Origin of the sequence: Celeribacter baekdonensis, assembly GCF_900102315.1 — a bacterium.
Lineage (GTDB): Bacteria > Pseudomonadota > Alphaproteobacteria > Rhodobacterales > Rhodobacteraceae > Celeribacter > Celeribacter baekdonensis.
Map to the genome: position 1 here is coordinate 140,446 of NZ_FNBL01000005.1, position 22,466 is coordinate 162,911.

General features: G+C 58.4%; 22 protein-coding genes. 8 read left to right on the forward strand and 14 right to left on the reverse strand.

Annotation, left to right across the window (positions count from 1 at the left end; translation table 11 throughout):
- Positions 1-67 precede the first annotated feature (67 nt).
- Both phbB and yddG read left to right on the forward strand, forming a co-directional pair.
- Positions 68-790 (forward strand): beta-ketoacyl-ACP reductase, encoded by a 723-nt coding sequence (gene phbB / locus BLT54_RS10685; protein WP_074644752.1) that lies wholly within the window; start codon positions 68-70, stop codon positions 788-790.
- An 85-nt stretch (positions 791-875) separates the two neighbouring features.
- Positions 876-1,739, forward strand: coding sequence for an aromatic amino acid exporter YddG (gene yddG / locus BLT54_RS10690; RefSeq protein ID WP_074644981.1), 864 nt, complete (start codon positions 876-878; stop codon positions 1,737-1,739).
- A 31-nt stretch (positions 1,740-1,770) separates the two neighbouring features.
- Here yddG and BLT54_RS10695 read toward each other — a convergent pair whose 3' ends face one another.
- The 3 genes from BLT54_RS10695 to BLT54_RS10705 form a co-directional block, all read right to left on the reverse strand.
- Positions 1,771-1,938, reverse strand: coding sequence for a YdcH family protein (locus tag BLT54_RS10695; RefSeq protein WP_074644755.1), 168 nt, complete (start codon positions 1,936-1,938; stop codon positions 1,771-1,773).
- A 137-nt stretch (positions 1,939-2,075) separates the two neighbouring features.
- Positions 2,076-2,837, reverse strand: coding sequence for a tRNA1(Val) (adenine(37)-N6)-methyltransferase (locus tag BLT54_RS10700; RefSeq protein WP_074644757.1), 762 nt, complete (start codon positions 2,835-2,837; stop codon positions 2,076-2,078).
- Positions 2,834-3,052 (reverse strand): putative signal transducing protein, encoded by a 219-nt coding sequence (locus BLT54_RS10705; RefSeq protein WP_074644759.1) that lies wholly within the window; start codon positions 3,050-3,052, stop codon positions 2,834-2,836. Before BLT54_RS10705 ends, BLT54_RS10700 begins: the two co-directional genes overlap by 4 nt.
- Positions 3,053-3,102: 50 nt before the next feature.
- Here BLT54_RS10705 and BLT54_RS10710 point away from each other — a divergent pair, with 50 nt between their 5' ends.
- The gene (locus BLT54_RS10710) at positions 3,103-4,113 is read left to right on the forward strand and encodes a polyprenyl synthetase family protein (RefSeq protein WP_074644761.1); all 1,011 of its coding nucleotides are present in this window, start codon (positions 3,103-3,105) and stop codon (positions 4,111-4,113) included.
- Between the two features lie 66 nt (positions 4,114-4,179).
- Here BLT54_RS10710 and BLT54_RS10715 read toward each other — a convergent pair whose 3' ends face one another.
- The 3 genes from BLT54_RS10715 to BLT54_RS10725 form a co-directional block, all read right to left on the reverse strand.
- Complete coding sequence (locus tag BLT54_RS10715; RefSeq protein WP_074644983.1) at positions 4,180-5,007, reverse strand: 4-(cytidine 5'-diphospho)-2-C-methyl-D-erythritol kinase; 828 nt, start codon at positions 5,005-5,007, stop codon at positions 4,180-4,182.
- Positions 5,008-5,016: 9 nt separating this feature from the next.
- Positions 5,017-6,723 carry a tetratricopeptide repeat protein gene (locus BLT54_RS10720; protein ID WP_074644763.1) on the reverse strand — a complete coding sequence of 569 codons (1,707 nt, stop codon included), beginning with the start codon at positions 6,721-6,723 and terminating at the stop codon, positions 5,017-5,019.
- 121 nt (positions 6,724-6,844) lie between these two features.
- On the reverse strand, positions 6,845-8,497 hold the full coding sequence (locus tag BLT54_RS10725; protein WP_074644765.1) for an electron transfer flavoprotein-ubiquinone oxidoreductase: 1,653 nt from the start codon (positions 8,495-8,497) through the stop codon (positions 6,845-6,847).
- A 397-nt stretch (positions 8,498-8,894) separates the two neighbouring features.
- Between BLT54_RS10725 and greA the strand changes: the two genes are divergently transcribed.
- From greA to BLT54_RS10745, 4 genes are all read left to right on the forward strand, one after another.
- Entirely contained in the window at positions 8,895-9,365 is a 471-nt protein-coding gene (gene greA, locus BLT54_RS10730) for a transcription elongation factor GreA (protein WP_074644768.1), read from the forward strand.
- A gap of 16 nt (positions 9,366-9,381) precedes the next feature.
- The gene (locus BLT54_RS10735; RefSeq protein WP_083351787.1) at positions 9,382-10,398 is read left to right on the forward strand and encodes a hypothetical protein; all 1,017 of its coding nucleotides are present in this window, start codon (positions 9,382-9,384) and stop codon (positions 10,396-10,398) included.
- Between the two features lie 123 nt (positions 10,399-10,521).
- Positions 10,522-11,238, forward strand: a complete 717-nt coding sequence (locus BLT54_RS10740; protein WP_074644770.1) for an AzlC family ABC transporter permease — start codon at positions 10,522-10,524, stop codon at positions 11,236-11,238.
- Positions 11,235-11,561 carry an AzlD domain-containing protein gene (locus tag BLT54_RS10745; protein WP_074644772.1) on the forward strand — a complete coding sequence of 109 codons (327 nt, stop codon included), beginning with the start codon at positions 11,235-11,237 and terminating at the stop codon, positions 11,559-11,561. The genes BLT54_RS10740 and BLT54_RS10745 overlap by 4 nt, the downstream gene beginning before the upstream one ends.
- Before the next feature lies 1 nt (position 11,562).
- Here the strand turns inward: BLT54_RS10745 and BLT54_RS10750 are convergent, their stop codons facing one another.
- The 5 genes from BLT54_RS10750 to BLT54_RS10770 form a co-directional block, all read right to left on the reverse strand.
- A complete protein-coding gene (locus BLT54_RS10750) occupies positions 11,563-12,189 on the reverse strand; it encodes a hypothetical protein (protein WP_074644774.1) in 627 nt (208 codons plus the stop codon).
- 28 nt (positions 12,190-12,217) lie between these two features.
- Entirely contained in the window at positions 12,218-12,352 is a 135-nt protein-coding gene (locus BLT54_RS10755) for an aa3-type cytochrome c oxidase subunit IV (protein ID WP_074644776.1), read from the reverse strand.
- A 118-nt stretch (positions 12,353-12,470) separates the two neighbouring features.
- Positions 12,471-13,505, reverse strand: a complete 1,035-nt coding sequence (locus BLT54_RS10760; RefSeq protein ID WP_074644779.1) for an MBL fold metallo-hydrolase — start codon at positions 13,503-13,505, stop codon at positions 12,471-12,473.
- On the reverse strand, positions 13,505-15,214 hold the full coding sequence (locus tag BLT54_RS10765) for an acyl-CoA dehydrogenase family protein (protein ID WP_074644781.1): 1,710 nt from the start codon (positions 15,212-15,214) through the stop codon (positions 13,505-13,507). The genes BLT54_RS10760 and BLT54_RS10765 overlap by 1 nt, the downstream gene beginning before the upstream one ends.
- A gap of 129 nt (positions 15,215-15,343) precedes the next feature.
- Positions 15,344-15,925, reverse strand: coding sequence for a YqgE/AlgH family protein (locus tag BLT54_RS10770; protein ID WP_074644783.1), 582 nt, complete (start codon positions 15,923-15,925; stop codon positions 15,344-15,346).
- A gap of 123 nt (positions 15,926-16,048) precedes the next feature.
- Here BLT54_RS10770 and BLT54_RS10775 point away from each other — a divergent pair, with 123 nt between their 5' ends.
- Positions 16,049-16,915 (forward strand): protein-disulfide reductase DsbD domain-containing protein, encoded by an 867-nt coding sequence (locus BLT54_RS10775; protein WP_143026796.1) that lies wholly within the window; start codon positions 16,049-16,051, stop codon positions 16,913-16,915.
- Between the two features lie 4 nt (positions 16,916-16,919).
- Here BLT54_RS10775 and BLT54_RS10780 read toward each other — a convergent pair whose 3' ends face one another.
- From BLT54_RS10780 to moaB, 3 genes are all read right to left on the reverse strand, one after another.
- Positions 16,920-20,294: an efflux RND transporter permease subunit gene (locus tag BLT54_RS10780; RefSeq protein WP_074644785.1), complete on the reverse strand. Its 3,375-nt coding sequence runs from the start codon at positions 20,292-20,294 to the stop codon at positions 16,920-16,922.
- Between the two features lie 2 nt (positions 20,295-20,296).
- Entirely contained in the window at positions 20,297-21,766 is a 1,470-nt protein-coding gene (locus tag BLT54_RS10785) for an efflux RND transporter periplasmic adaptor subunit (RefSeq protein WP_074644788.1), read from the reverse strand.
- A 142-nt stretch (positions 21,767-21,908) separates the two neighbouring features.
- Entirely contained in the window at positions 21,909-22,451 is a 543-nt protein-coding gene (moaB, locus tag BLT54_RS10790) for a molybdenum cofactor biosynthesis protein B (protein ID WP_074644790.1), read from the reverse strand.
- Between the last annotated feature and the right edge of the window lie 15 nt (positions 22,452-22,466).

Here is a 22,466-nt window from a genome sequence, read left to right on the forward strand (position 1 = left end):
TTGTTGCGACTGCAGAATATTTTGGATAACAAGATTTCCAACAGAAGATTTGATAGGGAGGAGTATCATGTCCAAAGTCGCAATCGTGACCGGGGGAACGCGCGGGATTGGCGCCGCCATTTCGAAGGCCCTGAAAGACGCAGGCTACACCGTGGCTGCAAACTATGCGGGCAATGACGACGCCGCTGCGAAATTCACCGAGGAAACCGGCATCAAGACCTTTAAATGGTCCGTGGCAGATTACGATGGCTGTGTTGAGGGCATTGCCAAGGTCGAGGCCGAGCTTGGCCCGGTCGACATCCTTGTCAACAACGCGGGCATCACCCGCGACGCGCCGTTCCACAAGATGACCCGCGAGCAGTGGCAGCAGGTGATGGACACCAACCTCTCCGGCGTGTTCAACATGACCCATCCGATCTGGCCGGGCATGCGCGAGCGCAAATTTGGCCGGGTGATCAACATTTCCTCGATCAACGGTCAAAAAGGTCAGTTTGGGCAAGTGAACTATTCGGCGGCGAAAGCGGGCGACATCGGGTTCACCAAAGCCCTGGCCCAAGAAGGCGCGCGCGCTGGCGTCACCGTCAACGTGATTTGCCCCGGCTATATCGCGACCGAAATGGTCATGGCCGTGCCGGAAAAAGTCCGCGAGTCGATCATTTCAACCATCCCGGTCGGACGCCTTGGCGAACCCGAAGACATCGCCCGCTGTGTGGTGTTTTTGGCCTCTGATGAGGCTGGCTTCATCACCGGCTCGACCATCACGGCCAACGGCGGCCAATACCTCGCCTAAGGCGTTGAGATAAAGTTTGAAAGGGGTCACAGGCGTGGCCCCTTTTTATATTGCGCTGCTTCAAAACTTACGGCTATCTCGCGCAATGACACGTCAAACCGCCACATCCATCGGCTTTCTCGCCGTCCTTCTCTGGGCGCTTTTGGCGCTGTTCACCGTGGCCAGCACGCCGGTTCCGGCGCTGCAACTCAATGCGATCAGCTTTGCCATTGGCGGCGGGATTGGCCTGATCTGGATCGCCAAAAACCGCGCATGGCGGGATTTGAAACGCGTTTCGCCCTTGGTCTATGGCTTTGGAACGCTTGGCATTTTTGGCTACCACTTCCTGTATTTCTCCTCCTTGCGCCTCGCCCCTCCGGCGGAAGCGGGATTGATCAACTACCTCTGGCCTTTGCTGATCGTGCTGTTTTCCGGTCTTTTGCCCGGCGAACGTCTACGCCCGCTGCACATCTTGGGGGCCGTGCTTGCGCTGGTGGGGGCCGTCCTCGTCATTGCGCGTGGTACGTCCTTTGCGGGGGACGCGGGGCTTGGCTATCTTTTGGCCTTGGCCGGGGCCTTCACATGGGCCGGATATTCGGTGATCTCGCGCCGGATCGGCCATGTCACCACCGCCTCTGTCGCGGTGTTTTGCCTTTTGGCCGCACTGCTGTCACTGATTTCGCATTTGGCCTTTGAACAAACCGTTTGGCCCGCAACTCACATAGGATGGGGGGCGCTGATCGCATTGGGACTGGGTCCCGCAGGCGGTGCGTTTTACTTGTGGGATGTGGGGATGAAAAAGGGCGACATTCAACTGCTTGCAACAGCGGCATATGCCGCGCCGCTTTTGTCAACGGGGGCTTTGATCCTTGGAGGGGTGACTGAGCCGCGTTTGCTGCTTTTGCTCTCGGCGGGAATGATCACCGCCGGTGCCGGACTGGCCGCTTTTGCAAGCCGCCAGACCGAATGATGATCCGTATAGGGACGCTTGATGGCCCTCTTTAGGTCGTACTCAAACGGGCGATCTCTTCCTTGATCCGAAGTTTTTGCTTTTTCAGGTCTGCGATCCGAAGGTCGTCTGCGCTTGGCGAGCGTTGCGCAATTTCGACGGCTTCAGAGAGGGATTTGTGCTTTTTCTTCAATTCCTCAATGTGGGAAATCAAGCTCATGTCTTCTCCTCTTCGTTTGATTTAGCTTCAATGTAAAAGCTATGTAACAAGTGCACCATAGATTTTGAGTCGTGTCACGGGTTTGTTTTGGAACAAAATGGCGTGATCAGGGTTGCGCGCGAAATATTGCCAAAGGATTAATGCCCCCAGGGCAAATCCCCACCTTCGCGCAAAATGGTTAACACCTGAGCCGTGTAGCTTTCGCCATCGCGCAGGTGTCGCTCGCCCTCATGCAGGATCAGCGGCGGTTCCATCACAAACGCCGCCCGCCCGCCCTTGCGCGCCTGAACAATCACCAGTTCGGCCAACCGCCCCACACGCGGCTGAATGGCCCGCACCCGGACAGAGCCAAGCCGCGCCATCAGCGGTGTCAAAATATCCGGGAGGCGATCCGCCTTTTGGATCATCGTCAGATAACCTTTGGGCGCAAGCCGTTTCGCGGCCACATCAATCCAATCGCTCAGCGGCGTGTCACCCGCAAGGGCCATATCCCGCCCGGCATTGATGGAGGACGTCGAACGGGCGCGGTCATAATAGGGTGGATTGGCGATCACATGATCAAATCCGCGCGCCTTTATATCCGACGGCAGATGCCGCAAATCGGCGTCCACAATCCTCATATCAGCACCGTTCAGAACCGCATTGCGGCGAGCAAGATCGGCGTAGAGTGGCTGCATCTCGACCCCGGTCAGCGACAGCCCTGTCACCCGCGCATGCAAACACAGCGACGCGGCCCCGGCACCACACCCCAATTCCAACACCGTCTGGCCCGGCTGCGCAGGCGTTGCCGCCGCCAACAAAACCGGATCGACGCCGGCACGATAGCCGTCTGCCGGTTGGTAAAGTTGCACCCGCCCGCCCAAAAACGCGTCACAGGTCTCCGTCGCCTCCGAATTCACAGATCTTCCAATTCAAAATCATGATCGCGCAAAATCCGCCGCGCCTGATCAAGATCATCATCCAAAACCATCAAACGACGCGGCAATATGCCAAGACTGCCTTCAAGGACGCTCATATGGACGTCCATTTCAAAGCAGTCTATATCCTCCCCGGACAAGATGGCTTTGGCATAGATGATCTGGGTCAGGTCGGTTGTGCGCAGGAGCTGTTTCATCACTTGATTTAAAGACAGACCGAGGGGTTTGTCGAGACAAGGAGTGTCCCATGAGTTTGGGTGAGGCGACAAAACAAGCGGCGATCAAACCGCATGAGCAATTGGCCGCGTATCTTGCGCCCGAGCTTGCGGCCGTCAACGCCCTGATCCGCGAACGCATGTCCTCTGAACACGCGCCGCGCATTCCCGAAGTCACCGCGCATTTGATCGAGGCCGGCGGCAAACGGCTACGCCCAATGCTGACCTTGGCGGCGGCCAAGGCCTGTGGCTACACGGGCCCCTATCACATTCACCTCGCCGCCACGGTCGAATTCATCCACACCGCCACGCTGTTGCATGACGATGTGGTCGATGAAAGCGCGCAGCGGCGTGGGCGCCCCACGGCGAACCTGTTGTGGGACAACAAATCTTCGGTGCTGGTGGGCGATTACCTTTTTGCCCGCGCATTTCAGTTGATGACAGATGCCGACAACATGCGTGTGCTGCAAATCCTTTCCAACGCCTCCGCGACCATCGCCGAGGGCGAAGTGTTGCAACTGACTGCGGCGCAGGATTTGAAGACCGACGAAGGCGTGTACCTGCAAGTCGTGCGCGGCAAAACCGCAGCGCTGTTTTCGGCGGCGACCGAAGTCGGTGGCGTTTTGGCCGATGCCGATGACGCGGTGATCAAGGCGCTGTTTGACTATGGCGATGCGCTTGGGATTTCGTTTCAGATCGTCGATGATCTTTTGGATTATTGGGGCTCGGCGCAGACCGGAAAAAACATCGGCGACGATTTCCGCGAACGCAAACTGACCCTGCCGTTGATCAAAGCGATTGCCAAGGCGGACGAGACAGAGCGCGCCTTTTGGGTGAAAACCATCGAGAAGGGCAAGCAGGACGACGGCGATCTGGACCATGCCATCGCGCTTTTGAACCGCCACAACGCACTCGAAGAGACCCGCGACGTGGCACTGGACTGGGCGGAAAAAGCCAAGGCGGCACTGTCTGTGCTGCCTGCGAGCGAGGTGGTTCAGATGCTGTCGGACATCGCGGATTATGTCGTGGCAAGGCTGCGCTAACATAAACATGTGGCAAGGCTGCGCTAATTTAGCATGTGGCAAGGCTGCGAGAAACGATAGCGCGCCTTAGCCCGGCAGCGTACTGGCCGATTTGACCCACCACCACGGATTGCTCGCGGCCATTTGCGCCGCCGCTGCATCCGCAGACAAACGATCCGCAAACAGGGCAAAACAGGTCGCACCGGACCCCGACATCCGCACCATTTGCGCCTTTGGAGCCAGCGCCAAAGCCGCCAACGCCGCCGCAATCTCAGGCACAAGTTTCACCGCAGGCCGTTCAAGATCGTTGCGCTGGGTGCTCAGCCAATCAACAAAGGCCAAACTGTCCGGCCAGCGCGGCAGCTTATCGGGCATCGGCATATTGTCTTTGCGCTCAAGGCGGGCAAACACATCCGGCGTCGACACTTCGACCCGAGGGTTGACCAACACCAGATGCAGCGCGGGCATGACGACGGGGGTCAGCGCCTCGCCAATCCCCAACATGCGCACCGGTTTAGAACGCAAACAGGCCGGGACATCCGCGCCCAGCGACAGCGCCTGATCGGCGGTCACCGGCTGAGTCCCCAAACGGGCCGCCGCACGCAATGTCGCCGCCGCATCCGCCGATCCGCCACCAATGCCGGAGGCTGGCGGCAGATGTTTATCAAGCGTCAACGCCATCGGTCGCCCAGCCAAAGCCGCCGCTTTCAACACAAGGTTGGTGCCATCGGTGGGCACGCCCTCGGCAAAGGGACCCGTCACGGTCAGGGACGATTGCACGGCAGGCTCAGCGATGATCTGATCGCCGAGATCGACAAAGGCCACAAGGCTGTCCAACAGGTGATAGCCATCCGACCGCTGCCCGGTGACATGCAGGGCAAGGTTGATCTTGGCCGGAGCAAAAATCTTTGTGATCATAGGGTATTAGCCGTCATCCAAGGGGCGTGTGGGCGTTAGCCCCTCCTCACCCAACACCCGGTCCAGCCCGACCTCCAATTTGCGGCGAATACGCTTGGCCTCATCCTCTTCGGGATCAAAGGACAGCGCGCGTTCCCATTGAAACCGTGCTTCGCGTTCGCGCCCCACGGCCCAATAGACATCCCCCAGGTGATCGTTCACCACCGGATCGACCGGCATCAAAGCAGCGGCGCGTTCCATTGGATCGACGGCTTCATCATAGCGACCCAAAAGATAAAGACCCCAGGCAAGACTGTCGGTAATATAGCCATCATTCGGACGCGCGGCAGAGGCCTTGCGGATCATCCCCATGGCTTCATCAAGGTTGGTTTTCATCTCAAGGAAAGAATAGCCAAGGTAATTCAGCACCTGTGGCTGATCCGGTTCCAACGCAAGCGCCTGACGCAGATCGGCCTCGGACTTGTCCCAAATACCTTCGCGTTCATAGGCGATGCCACGGGTGAAATAGAGCGGCCATTGCGCCCGGCTGGGCGGCTGATTGAGATCAATTGCAACAGTGTAGGCCTCGGCCGCTTCCGCATAGCGTTCATGACGGCGCAACGCATCGCCAAGCGCGATATGCCCGTCATCCAGCTCAGGATGGGATTTCGTCAACTGACGCAAAACCTCAAGCTCGGCATCGTCTTTGCCCCCCGCCCGCAGCGCTTCGGCGCGGCCAAGCGTTGCCATCGGATAGGCCGGATCATCGACGGCGATCGCGTCAAAGGCGGTGGTGGCAAGATCGTAATTGTCGAGCCTCTCCAAAAGCGCGGCGCTAAACAGGGCGTAATTGGCCTCATCCGGGCGCAATTCCTGGGCAATGCGCGCGTACAAAAGCGTGTAGCCATCATCAAGCCCGCCATCGAGAGCGGACGCCACGGCGAAAAACACATCGGCCATACCATCGCGCGCGCTGCGCACCATGGTGAAGGGTACGCTTTCGCCCGCACTCAGGGCGGCTTTGAGCGCGTCGATTTCCGCATCGCTGGCCGGGCCGAAACTGTCATTGATCAGGGTAAGCGCTTCGTCATTGCGCTCCAATTGGCTAAGAATCTGGGCTTGTGCGATGACGGCAGAGCGGGTGGCGGGCATGCCGACCGAAGACAGTGTTTCAAGCGCCCCTTCGTAATCCCCCACGAGGGCGAGGGCCAAGGCTTTGTTATAAGGGCCAAAAAACTCAAATCCCTGCCCCGCATCAACCGTGCTGTCAAACAGGGCCAGAGCACTTGACATATCGCCTTTGCCGACGAAAGCCCAAGCATGCACCATCCCGTCGACGACGGTAGAAATGCTTTGTCCCTCATCAAGGGCCGCAATCACACCGTCATAATCTTCATCGCGGGCCAGTCGCGTCAGGGTGCCCATGGCCGCAATTTGATTGCCGGGTTCAAGGTCGCGCAACACGGTGATATAGCCTTTGATCTGATCAAAGTTGCCCATGGAGATATGGCCCGAGATCACGGATTCGAGCAGGACCGGGTTTTGAGGATCAGAGGCCAGCGAGCGCGTGGCATAGCTGACGAGATCACGAAAGCTGCGATCCATTGTCGCCTGGCGCGCCGCAAGATAGGCCCCGGCATCCGCCGAGACAGGAGACGGGTTGAAAAGCCCGACGCCTAAAATCAGGCCGATGGCGGTCAGGGCGGAAAGCGAAAAACCCGCGCGGTGTGTCACCAGAAATCTCCTTCGCGTTATCTGCGCAAAGCCTATCGTTCAAACCGGGCGGCTGCAACGCAAACGGGGACCGCCTGGGCCCCCGTTCTTTCATTTACGTCAACACGTTGGCGTGAGAGCCTTACATATTCGGATAGTTCGGGCCATCGCCGCCCTGCGGCACGGTCCATGTGATATTTTGGCTCGCCTCTTTGATGTCACAGGTTTTGCAGTGCACGCAGTTTTGGAAGTTCACCACAAATTTCGGCTCTTCGCCCTCAGGTGTCAGATACTCGTAGACCCCTGCCGGGCAATAGCGCGCGGACGGGCCGCCGAATTGTTTGTAATCCACATCAATTGCGACCTTCGGGTCTTTGAGTTTGAGGTGGCTGGGCTGGCTTTCTTCGTGGTTGGTCGCGGCAAAAGACACATTGGTCAGCCGGTCAAACGAGATCACGCCATCGGGTTTCGGATAGTCGATCGGTTTGAATGTATCGGCCTTTCCGGTCGATTGTGCATCGGTTTTGCCATGTTTCACCGTGCCAAACAGCGAGCCACCAAACAGGGTGTTGGTCCACATATCAAAACCGCCCAACATCAAAGATGCGGTCAGGCCATATTTCGACCAGAGCGGTTTGACATTGCGCACACGTTTCAGGTCCTTGCCGACAGCGCCGGTGCGCAGCTCGGTTTCATAGCCTTCCAACGTGTCGCCAGATCGGCCCTCTTTGAGTGCCGCCACAACATGCTCGGCCGCCGCTTTGCCGGACAGCATGGCGTTGTGGTTGCCTTTGATCCGCGGCACGTTCACCAGACCAACGGAACAGCCAAGCAGGGCACCACCGGGAAAGGCCGCTTTCGGCATCGACTGATAGCCGCCCTCGGAAATCGCGCGCGCGCCATAAGCCACGCGTTTGCCGCCCTTCAAAAGCTCCGCGACGAGCGGATGATGTTTAAAGCGTTGGAACTCCATATAGGGGAAGACATAGGGATTTTTGTAATTCAGATGGACCACAAACCCAATGAAAATCTGATTGTTTTCCGCGTGATAGATAAATCCACCGCCGCCCGCATTTGAATTCAAAGGCCAGCCCATCGAGTGCCACACCTTGCCCTCTTTGTGCTTGTCCGGGTCGATTTCCCAGATTTCCTTCATGCCGAGACCGAATTTTTGAACGTCACGGCCTTTTTGCAGGTCGTATTTGGCGATGATCTCTTTGGCCAGCGAGCCACGCACGCCTTCAGAAATCAAAACATATTTACCGTGCAACTCCATACCCGGCTCATAGGCCTCAGTCGGCTCGCCATCCGGCCCACGGCCAAACTCGCCCGCAACCACGCCTTTGACTTCGCCATTCTCACCATAAATCAGTTCAGAACAGGCCATGCCGGGGAAAATCTCGACGCCCATTTCTTCGGCCTGCTCCGCCATCCAGCGGCAGACATTGCCCATGGAGACGATGTATTTGCCATGGTTCGACATGAACGGCGGCATCGGCGTATTTGGGATACGAATGGAACCCGCTTCCCCCAAAAGGTGGAAATGGTCTTCGGTGACCTTGGTGGAAATCGGCGCACCGCGCTCTTTCCAATCCGGCATCAGCGCGTCAAGACCACAGGGATCGAGCACCGCACCGGACAGAATATGCGCGCCCACTTCGGAGCCTTTCTCCAACACAACAATGTTGAGATCCTCATCCAGCTGTTTGAGGCGGATCGCAGCGGAGAGACCCGCAGGTCCGGCACCAACGATAACGACGTCATATTCCATCGCCTCGCGTTCGACATTCGACATAAAATTTCTCCCTGATCCGAAAGCTCTCCGGCGCTTACCTAACCGCTAAGGCATGGCCGGGTCAATTTCAGATGGTGTTTTCCGTCGCGTCTGTTGGACACAACCGTCACGAAAACGCCGCAGCGCCGCATCAAAAGGAACCGAAAGCCCAGATCATCGCTCAAATACCGCCAAAAGGTACAGGCACGGCGGGCAAACCTGGACCCAAAGAATCGCCCCCTTCAACCATGCCAAACCACCCAAAACCACGCCATGCCAGGCATCATGTCGGGCACCGCGCAACTGAGCCCTTGCAATCTGCCCCTATTCCGGGTCAGTTGGGACTATAAATTGTGATAACCAAAGCGCGCGGAGGGTCCGACCTCGCAGCGCTTTTTTCGTGCAGATGAGTGGCCTGATGGAAAAAATTCTCATGACGCGCGCGGGCAACACCGCGTTGAGCAGCGAGCTGAAAAAACTCAAGTCGGTGGAACGCCCGGCTGTCATTCAGGCGATTGCCGAAGCCCGCGAGCTTGGCGATCTGTCAGAGAATGCCGAATATCATTCTGCGCGTGAAAAACAGAGCTTTATCGAAGGCCGGATCAAAGAGCTCGAGGGCGTGTTGTCCCTGGCCGAAGTTGTTGATCCAAAAACACTTTCCGGTGCTGTGAAATTCTCCGCCACGGTGACAATCGTGGACGAAGACACTGACGAAGAGAAAACCTTTCAGATCGTTGGCCAACACGAAGCCGATATCGAAAACGGGCTTTTGAACATCGCATCGCCTTTGGCGCGCGCTTTGATCAATAAGGAAGAAGGCGACAGCGTCGAAGTGCGTACGCCCGGCGGTGAAAAGAGCTACGAAATCCTCAAGATCGCGTATATTTAACCTTATAGACGCGGTCGTGGAGGCCCCTTTGGCAGACGAAGGTCCCAAAAAAATTGAACTCGGCGTGTATCAACGTCCTGATGACGCCCCTCGGATCACTGCGACAGAAATGATCGCGGCGGTCCTGTCGTTGTTTTGGCTGGCGCTGACCATTGGCTATTTCCTGATCGTCGGCAAAGGCACGGATGATTTTGACAGCATCCGCTTTGTGATGATGTTGATCGCGATCTTCATGCCCGTGGCGATGATTTGGGTCGGCGCCTTGGCGGTGCGGGCCTCTGTCACGATGCGTGAAGAGAGCCGTCGCCTTCAGGCGGCGATTTCCGCCATGCGCCAATCCTATCTGGCGCAACAACACGGCGGCACGGCATCCAGCAGCGTTGAGAAAAAACTCGAAGAGATTGTCGCGGCTCAGCGCAAGACCGAATCCACTCTCGCGATGTTCACCTCAATCCGCCCCGGCACCACGCCGCCGGAGGACAAATTGGCGATCCCCTCGCCCGCGCTGATCGAAGAACAGGCCTCGCTGGCGCTTGGCACCCCCTCCGAATCCCTCGCGCCGCCCCTTTCGGTCGCGGATTTTATCAAGGCATTGAATTTCCCCGAAACCGCCGAGGACAAAGAGGGCTTTCGTGCCCTGCGCCGCGCCTTGTCTGACCGTAAGGTCAGCCAATTGGTCCACGCCGCACAGGACGTTTTGACCCTGCTGTCACAAGACGGGATTTACATGGACGACCTGCGCCCTGACCGCGCCAAGCCGGAAATTTGGCGCCGCTTTGCCACTGGCGAACGCGGCCATACCGTCGCACCTTTGGGCGGCGTTCGCGATCGGTCGTCCTTGGCTTTGGCTTCGGGTCGAATGAAACAGGATGCGGTGTTCCGCGATGCGGTGCACCATTTCCTGCGCAAATTTGACAAGACCTTTGCCGAGTTTGAACACACCGCTACAGACGAAGAAATCTCCGCCCTCTCCGACACCCGTACCGCACGCGCCTTTATGCTTTTGGGGCGGGTTACGGGGACGTTTGATTGATCGACCCCGCCTGATTGATCGACCCAGTCTGATCACCATTTGCAAAACCCATATTCACAAATCGACATTGGTCATGCGCGAACACATGCCTTAGGCTGGCATGACCCCAAAAGTGACAAATCCATGTTTAAATCTCCCGCGTCGCGACAGTTCCTCATTGGCATCAAAGACGGTTTGCCGTTTCACATCGTACTCTGGCCCTTTGCCGCGATTTTTGGCGCAATTGCCACGCAAGCCGGGCTGAACATCGTTGAAGTCATGGGGTTTTCCGTGCTTGTCATCGCCGGATCGGCGCAATTGGCCGCCTTGCAGTTGATGACGGAAAACGCCCCCACGGTGATCGTCATCGCCACCGCTTTGGCCGTCAATCTGCGCATGGGGATGTATTCCGCCTCGATCACCCCGCATATTGGCAAATCCTCGCTGCTGACCCGCGCCTTTGCCGCCTATATGCTCTATGATCAACCCTATGCGCTCTCGACGATCAAATTCGAAAAAGAACCCGACCTGACCGTCTCTGAAAAGCTCGGCTACTTCTTTGGTGTCGCCATCCCGCTTGGCATTGGCTGGTATGCGCTGACCTTTACCGGCGCGGTTTTGGGCGAGAAAATCCCCACCGATCTCGGCGTCGATTTCGCTGTCCCAATCACCTTTTTGGCCGTGGTCTCACCGATGTTGAAAACACTGGCGCATTTGGCGGCGGCGCTCACCTCTGTCGTGTTGGTGCTGGCCCTGAGCTTTATGCCCTTTGGCTCCGGGCTTTTGGTCGCTGCGGCGGTTGCTTTGGTCGTTGGCGCACAGGTTGAGATTTGGATGGAAAAACGAAAGGCCGCATTATGATCGAAGCCACGACAGGTCAAATCTGGACCATCATCCTGTCTATGGCGGCGGGTACGTTTTTGATCCGCTTTGCGTTTTTGGGCTTTGTCGGTGACCGTCCTTTGCCCGATTGGCTCTTGCGCTTGCTGCGCTATACGCCTGTGGCGGTGCTGCCCGCCGTGGTCGCGCCAATGCTATTGGGGCATGGTGAAAACGCCTTTGACCCACTCCGGTTGGGCTGTGCAGCGGCCACCATTGCCGTGGGCATTTTAACCCGCAATGTGCTTTGGGCGATTTTGATCGGGCTTGGGCTGTTTTTCGGCCTTGGCGCGTTGATAGGGTGACTCAGGCACCCTGCCTGTGACGTAGCAACAGCGGCGGGGCTTCAATGAGGCGGCCGTTCTCATCCGGGCTGTCGTCATAATGCTTTTTCTCGGTGACGCCTTGCAGTTCACCGAACCAAGTCATCAGCTTTTTCGGGAACATCGTGTTGGGCGCACCGGCAAACCCCGGCAGATCAGACAAAATACCCGAAATACTATCGGTACAATGTGCCTTTGCCACCGCGCCATGGGCCTGAATTTTTGACAGTGCGAGCTGCGCGACTTCAGGGCTGACCACAATGGTCTGTTCAACCACATGGTACGTCACGCGCGCATGGTAATCTATGTAAAAGGCCATGGCGGCGTCACTCATGCCATAATGCACATCGTTACGCTCGGGCAAATGCGGGTGGTAAAACGTGCCTGCAGGGTCAAAAATCGCACGCTCGGACGGCGCATTGACCAACAAGGCGGAATGTGCCCCGCCGCCGCCGCGATTGCCAATCACCGTGAACAGGGTCAGCGTGTAGGGCGCGCCATGCACATAATGCGCGCGCGCGACCTCATCGTCAGGTGCCCATTTGGGCTCGGCGGCTCCACAGGCCGTCAGGATCAAAAGGCTCAGGAGCCAGAAAACGCGAGAGAACATCCGCAACTGTCCGACTCCTAAACAGGGCTTAGCTGTTGAAAACAGCCATAAAAATCAGAGCGAAAATCGAAGCGCCTGCCACCCAGGTGGACCATTTGATAAAGCCTGCAAAGGTCTTTTCCTGAACCGAAGTATCCATTTCGCCGTGTTTATACTCAGCCATTGTGCGTGTCCTTTTATCTTCTTTGGCATTGAATTAGACGATTCAGATCGCCCTGTCACCCGTTGCTTGCATCCAGAGGGTGCGATCAGGGCACAACCTGTTTCAGATCAGCCACAAGTCATTCCGCTTTCGCCTGCCACAGGATCGCCCCATCCTCGCGCAGATGTCCGATGGCCAATCCCTGAGCTTCAAGATGGCGGCAATGGGCCATGGCTTCGACCATCGCAAGGCCGTATTCACCCTCTTTGATCTTGCGACGAAACAGCGCATCGAAACACTCGCAAGCGGTATGTGGATCTTTCAACGTCTCGATCAGACGCGCAAGCGCATGATGGTGATTGTCAAGCAATTGCCGCATCCGTGCAGGCAGGCCCGTGTAGGGCAATTTATGCCCGGTCATCACAAGGTGGCTGTCCCGCGCATGGGGCACGAAGCTCTCACACGATGTGATCCACTCCCCCACGGGATCGGCCAAAGGTTCAGTGGCGGAAGCGCCGAGATTGGGGGAGATCGCGCCCAAAAGTTGATCCCCGCCAATCACCAAATCCCCTTCCCGGCTCCAAAATGTCGCATGTTCCGGCGCATGGCCATTGCCACAGCGCACGTCCCAGATCCGTCCGCCAATTTCGATTTCATCGCCCTCACGCAGGCGGGTATACCCAAGTGGGATTGGCGTCACCGCATCGGCGGTGTTGAACGGGCGTTCGTTCAGGCGTTTGTCATAGACCTCGGACGCCATGCCGCAAGACCGCCAAAAGGCACACATTTCAGGCGTCGGAGCCTCTTGCACATCAAGCTGAAGCATCCGCGCCATCAGATAGGCGGTGCGGGTGGTGGTCAGGCCCGCGCCATGTTCGGACATGAACCAGCCCGCAAGACCGATGTGATCCAGATGATGATGGGTGGCGATGACGCGGTGGATCGGCTTGCCACGCAGCGCCCCGTCGATCAGCCCCTGCCACAGGCGCCGCGTTTTGGCGGTATCGACGCCGGTGTCGACCAGAGTCCAGCCATCGCCCTCATCAAAGAGGTAGCAATTCACATGCGCCAAAGGGATCGGCAAAGGCATCCGGGTCCAAAGCACGCCTGCCGCAATCTCAACCACCTCGCCCATCTCAGGCGGGTCAAACGGCGTGCGTATGGGGGCAATCATCAGGCGGTCAAATCCTCAGAACTCAAAGCATAGACATCCGCCGCGCCAAGGCGCGCCTGCGCCAAAAGAGCGGTGTGTTCGGGCAGCATACGTTTAATGTAGAAGGCCGCAAGACGCGAGCGCTTGCCCTCGCCGCCCTCGGCAATCGCCGCTTTAAGGTGATAATGACCGCCGAGAACGCGCGCAAAAGCCCGCAAAAACGGCACAGCGCCGGCAAAACGGTCATTCATCGGCAGCGCCAACATGGTTTCCACCCCTTCGCGCAGGGTCTCCGCCGCATTCCACACCGCAATTGCACGACGCGGCAACACCGCGCGCGCCTCTTCGGCAAAGGCTTCGATCTCGTCCAAAATGGCAAAGGCTGCATCGCCCCCATCCATCAACTTACGCCCGACAAGGTCCATCGCCTGAATGCCGTTCGTGCCCTCATAAATCGAGGTGATGCGGGCATCGCGGGCATATTGCGCCGCACCGGTTTCTTCGATGTAGCCCATGCCGCCATGGACCTGAACGCCGGTTTGGGCGACCTCATGACCAATGTCGGTGGAAAACGCCTTGGCGATCGGGATCAAAAACGCCCCGCGCGCCTGTTGGTCCGGCTCCGTGCGCCCAAGATCGAGCGCCACGCCACAGGCCAACGAAATGCACCGCGCCACAAAGGTCTCGGCGCGCATCGTGGCCACCATCCGGCGCACATCGGCGTGATCCAGAATGGGGCCATTTTCGCGCCCGATCGGGGACGCGCCTTGCACCCGGTCCTGCGTGTAGGCCAGCGCCTTTTGCGTTGCGGCCTCGGCAATGCCGACACCCTGAACGCCAACGCCCAGACGGGCGTTGTTCATCATGGTGAACATGCATTTCATACCTTCGTGCTCGCGCCCAACAAGCCAGCCTTTGGCCTCTTCATAGGCCATCACACAGGTCGGAGAACCGTGAATGCCGAGCTTATGCTCAAGGCTCACAACCTTGAGGCTATTGGCCTCACCCAACGTGCCATCGTCATTGGGGATGATCTTTGGCACCATGAACAGCGAAATGCCCTTGGTCCCCTCAACCCCGTCCGGCAAGCGGGCCAACACAAGGTGACAGACATTTTCGGAAAAATCATTGTCGCCCCAAGTGATAAAAATCTTCTGACCGGTGATGGCGTATGACCCGTCCTCATTGCGCGTCGCCTTGGTCCGCAGTGCGCCCACATCAGAGCCCGCCCCGGATTCGGTGAGGTTCATCGTGCCGCACCATTCGCCCGAAATCAATTTCGGCAGGTAAAGCGCTTTGATGTCGTCACTGGCGTGATGTTCCAACGCCTCGATTTGCCCCTGTGTCATCAGCGGATAGAGCGACAAAGACAGGCACGCGCCCGACATCATTTCATTCACGGCGGTCGCCACCGTAAGCGGAAGACCCATCCCGCCATTTTCCGGGTCGGCCAACATGCCGATCCACCCGCCTTCGGCCACTTGCGTCAAGGCATCGCCAAACCCCGGAGAGGTTTTGACCACCCCATCCACCAAAGTGGCGGGCGTCACATCCCCGCCCCGATCCAGCGGTGCAATCACATCGCTGGTGAGATTGGCCGCTTCATTCAGAATGGCCGCAACCGTGTCGGCATCAATCTCGGCAAAGGTGTCCGTTTCCAGAACAGTCGCAAAATCAACGATGTGATCAAAGATAAACTGATACTCTGAAACCGGGGCGCGATAGGTCATGTGGGTCTCCTTCTGCACGCAAATCACCGACAGGTTGCGGCAGATTTTTGTCAAGCCTAGGTCGGGATATCCCGACGATTGACGAGAAGCGTAACGAAGCCGATGCCGGCACCCAACCCAAACGCTGCGTCACGCGCGGCCCGCATTTGATGACAAAACCGCCGGGCTCACGCCAAGTGACTTCAGCGCCGCCTGCCATTTGGCCCAATCCGGCGTAGAAAACACAATCTCCGGGTCCGCATCACAGGCCAGCCAGCCGTTTTTGACAATCTCCTCCTCCAACTGGCCCGGCCCCCAACCCGCATATCCCAGACACAGCAAGCGCTCATCCGGCCCGGCACCGCGCGCCATATCGCGCAAAATCTCGCGTGAGGCCGTCATGGAAAACTGTTCCCCCACATGCATCGAGGCATGATCGGCGGCATAATCCGTACTGTGCAACACAAAGCCACGGCCCAGTTCAACCGGGCCACCAAAATAGACCGGGATCGGTTGCATTTCAGGTGTGGCGCGAATGTCGAGTTGCTCAAACACATCGGAGACGTCGATCTCGGTTGAGGTCTTGTTGATGATCAACCCCATCGCGCCATCAGACGAATGAGCACAAAGAAACACCACGGCATTCTCAAAGCGCGGATCGCCTATTCCCGGCATCGCGATCAAAAGCTTTCCAGTCAACTCTGAGGTCTCTATGGGAGCGGGGTGTACCATGCCCCCACCTCACCTGAACCCAGCCCTGAACGCAAGTGGGCGCGGGGCATTCCCCGCCAAAATCGCGGTTGCGCAGCAACACAAAGCCGCGCGAGCGGTGCTGTCTCTCAAATGTGAGTTTGTGTGACCGCATCCCGTGTCTATATGGGTGCCATGACACACCCGATCTCAAACACATTCGCAGCCGCCTGTTTTGGTTTGGCCAGTCTTGGTTTTGCCAGTCTTGGATTTGCACCTGCCGCCGTGGCCGAAAGCCCGGCAGATATGGCGCGGATCGAGGTTCTGCCCGGATGGCAAATGGACAATGGTCATCAGATGGCCGCCATTCGCATCACATTGGCCCCCGGCTGGCACACCTATTGGCGCGCGCCCGGCGAGGCGGGTATCCCGCCGCAATTTGATTGGAGCGGGTCTGAAAATATCTCTGCCGTCACTGTGCACTGGCCGGTGCCCGAACTCTTTTCCGAGAATGGCATGTGGTATCTGGGCTATGAGCGCGAGGTGGTTTTGCCCATCGAGATCACGCCAAACGCGGCGGGAGACATTGCTCTGGATGGGGTGATGGACCTTGGTGTGTGCAACGATATTTGTATGCCCTTACAGGCCGCAATCGGCGCAACATTCGCGCAGAATGCCCGGACTGGTTCTATTGCGGACAGCGGCCAGATCCGCAAAGCGCTGGCCGATCAGCCGCAAAAGGTCACGGGCGCGCGCTGTAACGCGACCCCCCTTTCCGACGGGATGCGCCTGACCGCAACGCTCAATGTGCCGCATTTGGGCACGCGCGAAGTGGCGATTGTTGAACACCCGGACCGCTATATGTGGGTGTCGGAGGCGATGGTCACCCGCACCGGTGGTTCGGTTTCGGTGCAAAGCGATCTGGTCCCATCTGACACGCAACCGTTTATGGTGGACCGCTCGGCCTTGACCATCACCGTCATCGGCGGCGGGCAGGCCTATGAGGCACAGGGCTGTACCGGCGGATCATAAGCGATCAGCTCGCTTTATGCCGACGCAGCATCAGCCCCGCGATACCGACATAAAGCAGCGCGAAGCTTACACATAATCCGCCAAGGAACAGCGTCAAAGCCGCGCCAATCCCGCCACCGCCCAAGAGCGGTGACAGCGCACCAAAGACCATCACCTGTCCCAGCGTCAGCGCGAACCACAAAGCCGCGAAAGCCCCCGCAGCCAAGATCGCAGAGCCCACAAGCCCCGCCCGGCGCGGATGGCGCACAGCGCGGCGCAGGGCCGCCATTTGCCGCGCCACATCCAGTTGCATCGCAAGAATCGCAGGCACCAGCATCAACACAACCACCATGCCAAACCCAAGCCCATAGGACAGTGTGACCACCGTCGGTTTGAGAAACTGCGCATCGGCGGAGCGTTCGTACAAAAGCGGCGCAAGGCCCAAAACCGTGGTCATGGTCGTCAACATGACGGGGCGCAAACGATCGGTTGCGGCGTCAATGATCGCCGGAAACAGGCCGCGTTCTTTGGCATATTCATCCACGGTCGAGACCAAAACAATCGAATCGTTGATGATGATCCCGGTCATGCCAATCAGGCCGACAACGGAGAACATCGACAGGGGAATGCCCCAAATCGCATGGCCATGAATGGCACCGATGAGGCCAAAGGGAATGACCGACATGACCACAACAGGCCGCGTCCAGCTTGAGAAAATCCACGCCAGCGTCAGGTAAATCCCGATCAACACGCCGCCCAGACCCAACATCGCATCGGAGAGGAATTGGTTCTCTTGCTCTGAGAGGCCAGAGACCCGATGGGTGATGCCGAACTCTTCGTCCAAGGTGGGCAAGATCTCATCAGTGATCGCCGCTTGGATGTCTGAAGCGCGGGCCGGGTTGTCTTCGCTCAAATCACCTGAAACCGAGACAAGGCGCAGACCGTTTTCGCGTTGTACCGTGGAAAACCCGGTCTGGCGCGTCACCGAGACAATATCAGACAGCGGCACATAAACGCCCGAACTGGCGCGCATTTGGGTGCGGTCCATGAAATCGGCGGTCAGCTCGCCTTCGGGCAATTCGACCCGCACCGCCGCGGTGCGCACGCCTTCGGGATAGGTCGCGGCCTCGATCCCGCCCAAACGATGGGTCAAGGTCGTGCCCAATGTGTCGATGGAAAACCCAAGCGCCTCGCCCTGTGGCGTCAACTCCAAGATCAACTCTTCCTTGTCATAGGCGAGGCTGTCCTCCAATGCCGAAACTTCCGGGAACTGTGCCAGCCGGGTTTTGAGCGCCTCTGCCGCCGCCTTGAGTGTGGCCGAATCCGCACCATAAAGATCAACATCAATCGCGTCACCTCCGGGGCCAAAATGGCCACGCCGAAAGGACACGGTTTCCGCCAAAGGATGGTTCACCACCTCGGCTTGCAGGTCCTCAACAAAGGCATAGGACGAATAGGGCCGCAGGTCCGCGTCGATCAATTCGATCGACAATCCGCCAAGCTGATAGTCCTCTTTGGTGTCCGTCCCAGACAATCCTCGCCCGGCATTCGACCCGATTTGCGCCACGGCATAGGCGACGGGATTGGTGCCATATTGCTCTTCATAGCGTTTGCCTACGGCCTCGGTGGCGCGTTGTAATTCGCGCATCATGGCAAATGTGTCAGCGCGCTCCGCCGCCGGGGCCATGGCGAAATTGCCAGAGATCAACGGCTGTTCCGGCGAATTGAAAAACCGCCATTGAACCTGTCCGGTGATCACCAAAGACACCTGCATCGCCAGCAAAAGCACGATCCCGGCAAGCAGCGGATAGCGCAACTTGACGGACCAACCGACCAAGGGCCGGAACAGACGTTCGCGAAAGACACGAAAACCCTTGTCGACCTGACGCGAGGGCCAATCATACCAATGCGATTTTGCAGTGGAAGCGATGGAATGGCTGAGGTGATTGGGCAGAATGATGAAACATTCCAAAAGCGAGGCCATCAAAACCACGATCACCGTAAAGGGAATGTCAGAGATCATATCGCCAAAGCGACCGGAAATCACCGTCAGGCCAAAAAAGGCGATCACCGTGGTGATGGTTGAGGAAAACACTGGCGCAAACATCCGTCGCGCGGCATTTTCCGCCGCCTCAATCGGTCCTTCTTTCAACCGCCTGACGCGAAAATCCGCATGTTCGCCAACGACAATCGCATCATCGACGACGATACCCAAGGTTATGATCAGCGCGAACAGCGAGATCATGTTGAGCGTCAGCCCGGCCAAATACATCATCGCAATCGCCGACAACATCGCCACAGGAATGCCCGCCGCCACCCAGATCGCCGTGCGCGCGTTCAAGAACAAGAACAACAAGATCACGACAAGCCCAAGCCCCATCGCACCATTGGACAACAACAGATCAAGCCGTGCCTGGATTGCATCGGCGCGGGTCCGAAACAGATCAAGCGTCACCCCGTCGGGCAGGGTCAGCCCCATCTCGGCGCTGACCTCTTCGACGATCCGTTGAATTTCAATCGAATCCCCTTGATCCGAACGCGCGACTTGCACCGAGACCGAGGAATTGTTGCCAACAAAAAACGCCTCATTGCGGTCAACGCCATTGACCCGGACCGTCGCCACATCGCCGATGGTCAATTCCGACCCATCCTCATTGCGGCGCAACACGATGGCGGAGATGTCAGAGGCCTCACGTTTCTCAACCCCCGCACGCACCCGCGCACCGCCATTGCCGACATTGCCCGCCGGGCTTGTGTCGGTCTCGGCCGCAATCGCGCTGGCGATCTCGGCCATGGAAATGTCGTGCTGGATGAGATTGAGGGTCGGCACTTCGACAATCATTTCGGAGGCGGCGACACCCGCAATGCTGGTTTTCGTTACACCGCGGGCAAAAAGCCGCGCCACCAATTCATCGGCAAACCGCGCCAGTTGATCAAGCCCGACAGGCCCGGTGATCACCACATCGGTGACCGAATCCGTCCACCCGCCCCAACGAATGACCGGATCGTCCGCGCCCTCGGGCAAATCGGTCTCGGCATCAATCGCGGCCTTCACATCGTCGGCGGCGCGCTGCATGTCCCAGCCGGGTTCGAAATCTAGGCTGATCGACGCGCGGCCCTCGGTTGAACTCGCGCTGCTTTCAGTGACACCTTCGACGGCCAAAAGCGTGGGTTCCAAAAGCTGGACGATGGCATTGTCGACGTCTTCCGCCCCCGCCCCTTTCCACGCAACAGAAACCCGCACCGTATCGACCACAACGTCGGGAAAATACTGCGCTCGCATCCGCGGCAGCGCGGCCAGACCCGCAACGATCAAGATCACCAAAACAAGGTTCGCGGCCGTACCGTGACGGGTGAAATACGACAGGATGCCTTTGGCTTTGCCCAATGTGGCGCTCATGTTTAGCTCCCCATCCGGTCTTCGAGGCGGGTGATCAGCTCAGTCGGCACTTCGTCGGCGGCCAGTTGTTCGGTGATCCGGGCGCGCACCTCTTCGGGCATCCGCGTGTTGCTTGCGACATAGGCCAAAAGTTTTTCTCGGTGTTCCGGGGTGAGTTTGACCATCGTGGCCTCCTCTCCCGTTTGCGGCGCGGAGGCCCCGCTTTGCGCGCCATTGACTTTGACGCGGATGCCCGCGCCCAAAAGCGGCGAACGCTCCAAAACGACCTGACGCCCGGCAACCCCACGCGCATCGACGATCACATCGTCGCCCTGACGGCGCAAAATGGGGGCGGACACCTCTTCGAGACGGCTTTGATCCGTAACGGCAAGCACCGTGCCATTGGCCGCAACCGCACTTGCGGGGAGGAGCGCAACATCGCTCACATCAGGCTCCTGCACCTGAACCGTCACGAAATCACCGGGCCGAAATCCGGGGGCCGTATCCAAGCGTGCGTAAAGCATCCGCCCGGTTTGCCCCTCGGCCACGGCGGCACTTTCACGCGTGACCGTGCCCATGGCAACCAGATCAAGCCCCGACACATCAAGCGTCGCGGTCACGGCCATATCGGGCAGCGCACCGCGGTCTTGCACAAGGCGGGCATATTGTTCGGTGGAGATGCGAAAGGCGACTTCAAGCTCATCCGGGGCAATCAGCGTGGCGAATTGTTCATTGCTGCTCAACAACGTGCCCAATGCACCGGAAACATCGCTCAGAACCCCGTCAAAGGCGGCAGTGACGGTGGTGTCATCCAAGCGACGGCGGGTTTCGTCCAGATCAATCTGGGCGCGCAAAACGGCGGTATGCGCCCGGTCCACGCTGGCCTCGGCATCGGCCAAAGATTGACGTTTGGACAAAACCGACTGACCCGCAGAGGCATGGGCCAAGGCCGCATCTTCGACGCCGCTCGGGCTGCCAACACCACGCTCCAACAGGTTTTGTTGCCGCTCAAGCGCGGCCAATCGCAAATCGCGCTGTGCCTCGGCTGCGGCCAAATCATCCACTGCCAAAAGCTGCGACCGCTCGGCCTCGCGCAGGCCCGCTTCGGCCTCGACAAGATCGGCTTCGGCCACACGCACCGCCGCCTGTGCATCCGCCGGATCAATGCGCAAGATCACGTCGCCGGCCTTGACCGCACCGCCCTCTTGAAACCCATCGGCCAAGGCGACGATCCGCCCCGACACCGGCGCGCGCAACTCCAAGGTTTGCCGGGCCGCGATTTGGCCATAGCTGGTCAAAACCGGGCTCACCGTGGTCGGCACCACCTCGATCACATTGACCGAAAATTGCCGCTCGCGCGCCTGTGGCGGTACGTTTTCCGCCGCAAGCCGGGCCTGAAAGGCCGCATAAAACCGATAGCCCGCCCCGGCCAGCAAGGCCAGCGTTAGGGAGACAAGGAAAAGACCGATCAAAGAGCGGCGGAAAAAGCGCATTCCGTAAAACCTTTGGTTCATGCCCCCGAGAGGCGGATTTTGAATAAAGTCAGGCCTTGGTCCGGCACAGTCCACGACACATTAATCATACGCACAAACGATAAAAACCCGTCGCGCTCATTTGTCACTTTTCTGTCAGGGCTCATTTGCGTCGCAGATGTTCATCCAAACGCGGCAGGATCTGCACGAAATTGCAGGGCTTGTGACGATAATCGAACTGCCATTTCAGGATCTCGTTCCACGCGTCTTTGCAGGCCCCTGTCGAACCTGGAAGCGCAAACAAATAGGTGCCGCCCGCAACCCCGCCCGTGGCGCGCGATTGCACGGCGGAAGTGCCAATTTTTTGCATCGACACAATGGTAAAGACCGTCGCGAAGGCGTCGATTTCCTTTTCATAGACATCGCGGTGCGCCTCAACCGTGACATCGCGCCCGGTCAGTCCCGTTCCGCCGGTAGAGATCACCACATCGACCTCTGGACTGTCGATCCACGCCTGAAGCTGATCGCGGATCAGGGGGCGATCATCGGTGACGATTTTGCGATCCGCCAAAATATGCCCGGCCTCGGTGATCATCTCGACCAAGGCGGCACCGGACCGATCGTCCTCAATCCCGCGCGTGTCTGAGACGGTCAAAACCGCGATGCGGATGGGGATAAAGTCAAGGCTGTCGTCAATGCGGCTCATGCGCGGCGCTCCATG

Bases quoted from the DNA above. Each gene is read 5' to 3' on its own strand.
- phbB (WP_074644752.1), top strand. From the start codon at position 68: ATGTCCAAAGTCGCAATCGTGACCGGGGGAACGCGCGGGATTGGCGCC.
- yddG (WP_074644981.1), top strand. From the start codon at position 876: ATGACACGTCAAACCGCCACATCCATCGGCTTTCTCGCCGTCCTTCTC.
- BLT54_RS10695 (WP_074644755.1), bottom strand. From the start codon at position 1,938: ATGAGCTTGATTTCCCACATTGAGGAATTGAAGAAAAAGCACAAATCC.
- BLT54_RS10705 (WP_074644759.1), bottom strand. From the start codon at position 3,052: ATGAAACAGCTCCTGCGCACAACCGACCTGACCCAGATCATCTATGCC.
- BLT54_RS10710 (WP_074644761.1), top strand. From the start codon at position 3,103: ATGAGTTTGGGTGAGGCGACAAAACAAGCGGCGATCAAACCGCATGAG.
- BLT54_RS10725 (WP_074644765.1), bottom strand. From the start codon at position 8,497: ATGTCGAATGTCGAACGCGAGGCGATGGAATATGACGTCGTTATCGTT.
- greA (WP_074644768.1), top strand. From the start codon at position 8,895: ATGGAAAAAATTCTCATGACGCGCGCGGGCAACACCGCGTTGAGCAGC.
- BLT54_RS10740 (WP_074644770.1), top strand. From the start codon at position 10,522: ATGTTTAAATCTCCCGCGTCGCGACAGTTCCTCATTGGCATCAAAGAC.
- BLT54_RS10745 (WP_074644772.1), top strand. From the start codon at position 11,235: ATGATCGAAGCCACGACAGGTCAAATCTGGACCATCATCCTGTCTATG.
- BLT54_RS10750 (WP_074644774.1), bottom strand. From the start codon at position 12,189: ATGTTCTCTCGCGTTTTCTGGCTCCTGAGCCTTTTGATCCTGACGGCC.
- BLT54_RS10755 (WP_074644776.1), bottom strand. From the start codon at position 12,352: ATGGCTGAGTATAAACACGGCGAAATGGATACTTCGGTTCAGGAAAAG.
- BLT54_RS10760 (WP_074644779.1), bottom strand. From the start codon at position 13,505: ATGATTGCCCCCATACGCACGCCGTTTGACCCGCCTGAGATGGGCGAG.
- BLT54_RS10765 (WP_074644781.1), bottom strand. From the start codon at position 15,214: ATGACCTATCGCGCCCCGGTTTCAGAGTATCAGTTTATCTTTGATCAC.
- BLT54_RS10770 (WP_074644783.1), bottom strand. From the start codon at position 15,925: ATGGTACACCCCGCTCCCATAGAGACCTCAGAGTTGACTGGAAAGCTT.
- BLT54_RS10780 (WP_074644785.1), bottom strand. From the start codon at position 20,294: ATGAGCGCCACATTGGGCAAAGCCAAAGGCATCCTGTCGTATTTCACC.
- BLT54_RS10785 (WP_074644788.1), bottom strand. From the start codon at position 21,766: ATGCGCTTTTTCCGCCGCTCTTTGATCGGTCTTTTCCTTGTCTCCCTA.
- moaB (WP_074644790.1), bottom strand. From the start codon at position 22,451: ATGAGCCGCATTGACGACAGCCTTGACTTTATCCCCATCCGCATCGCG.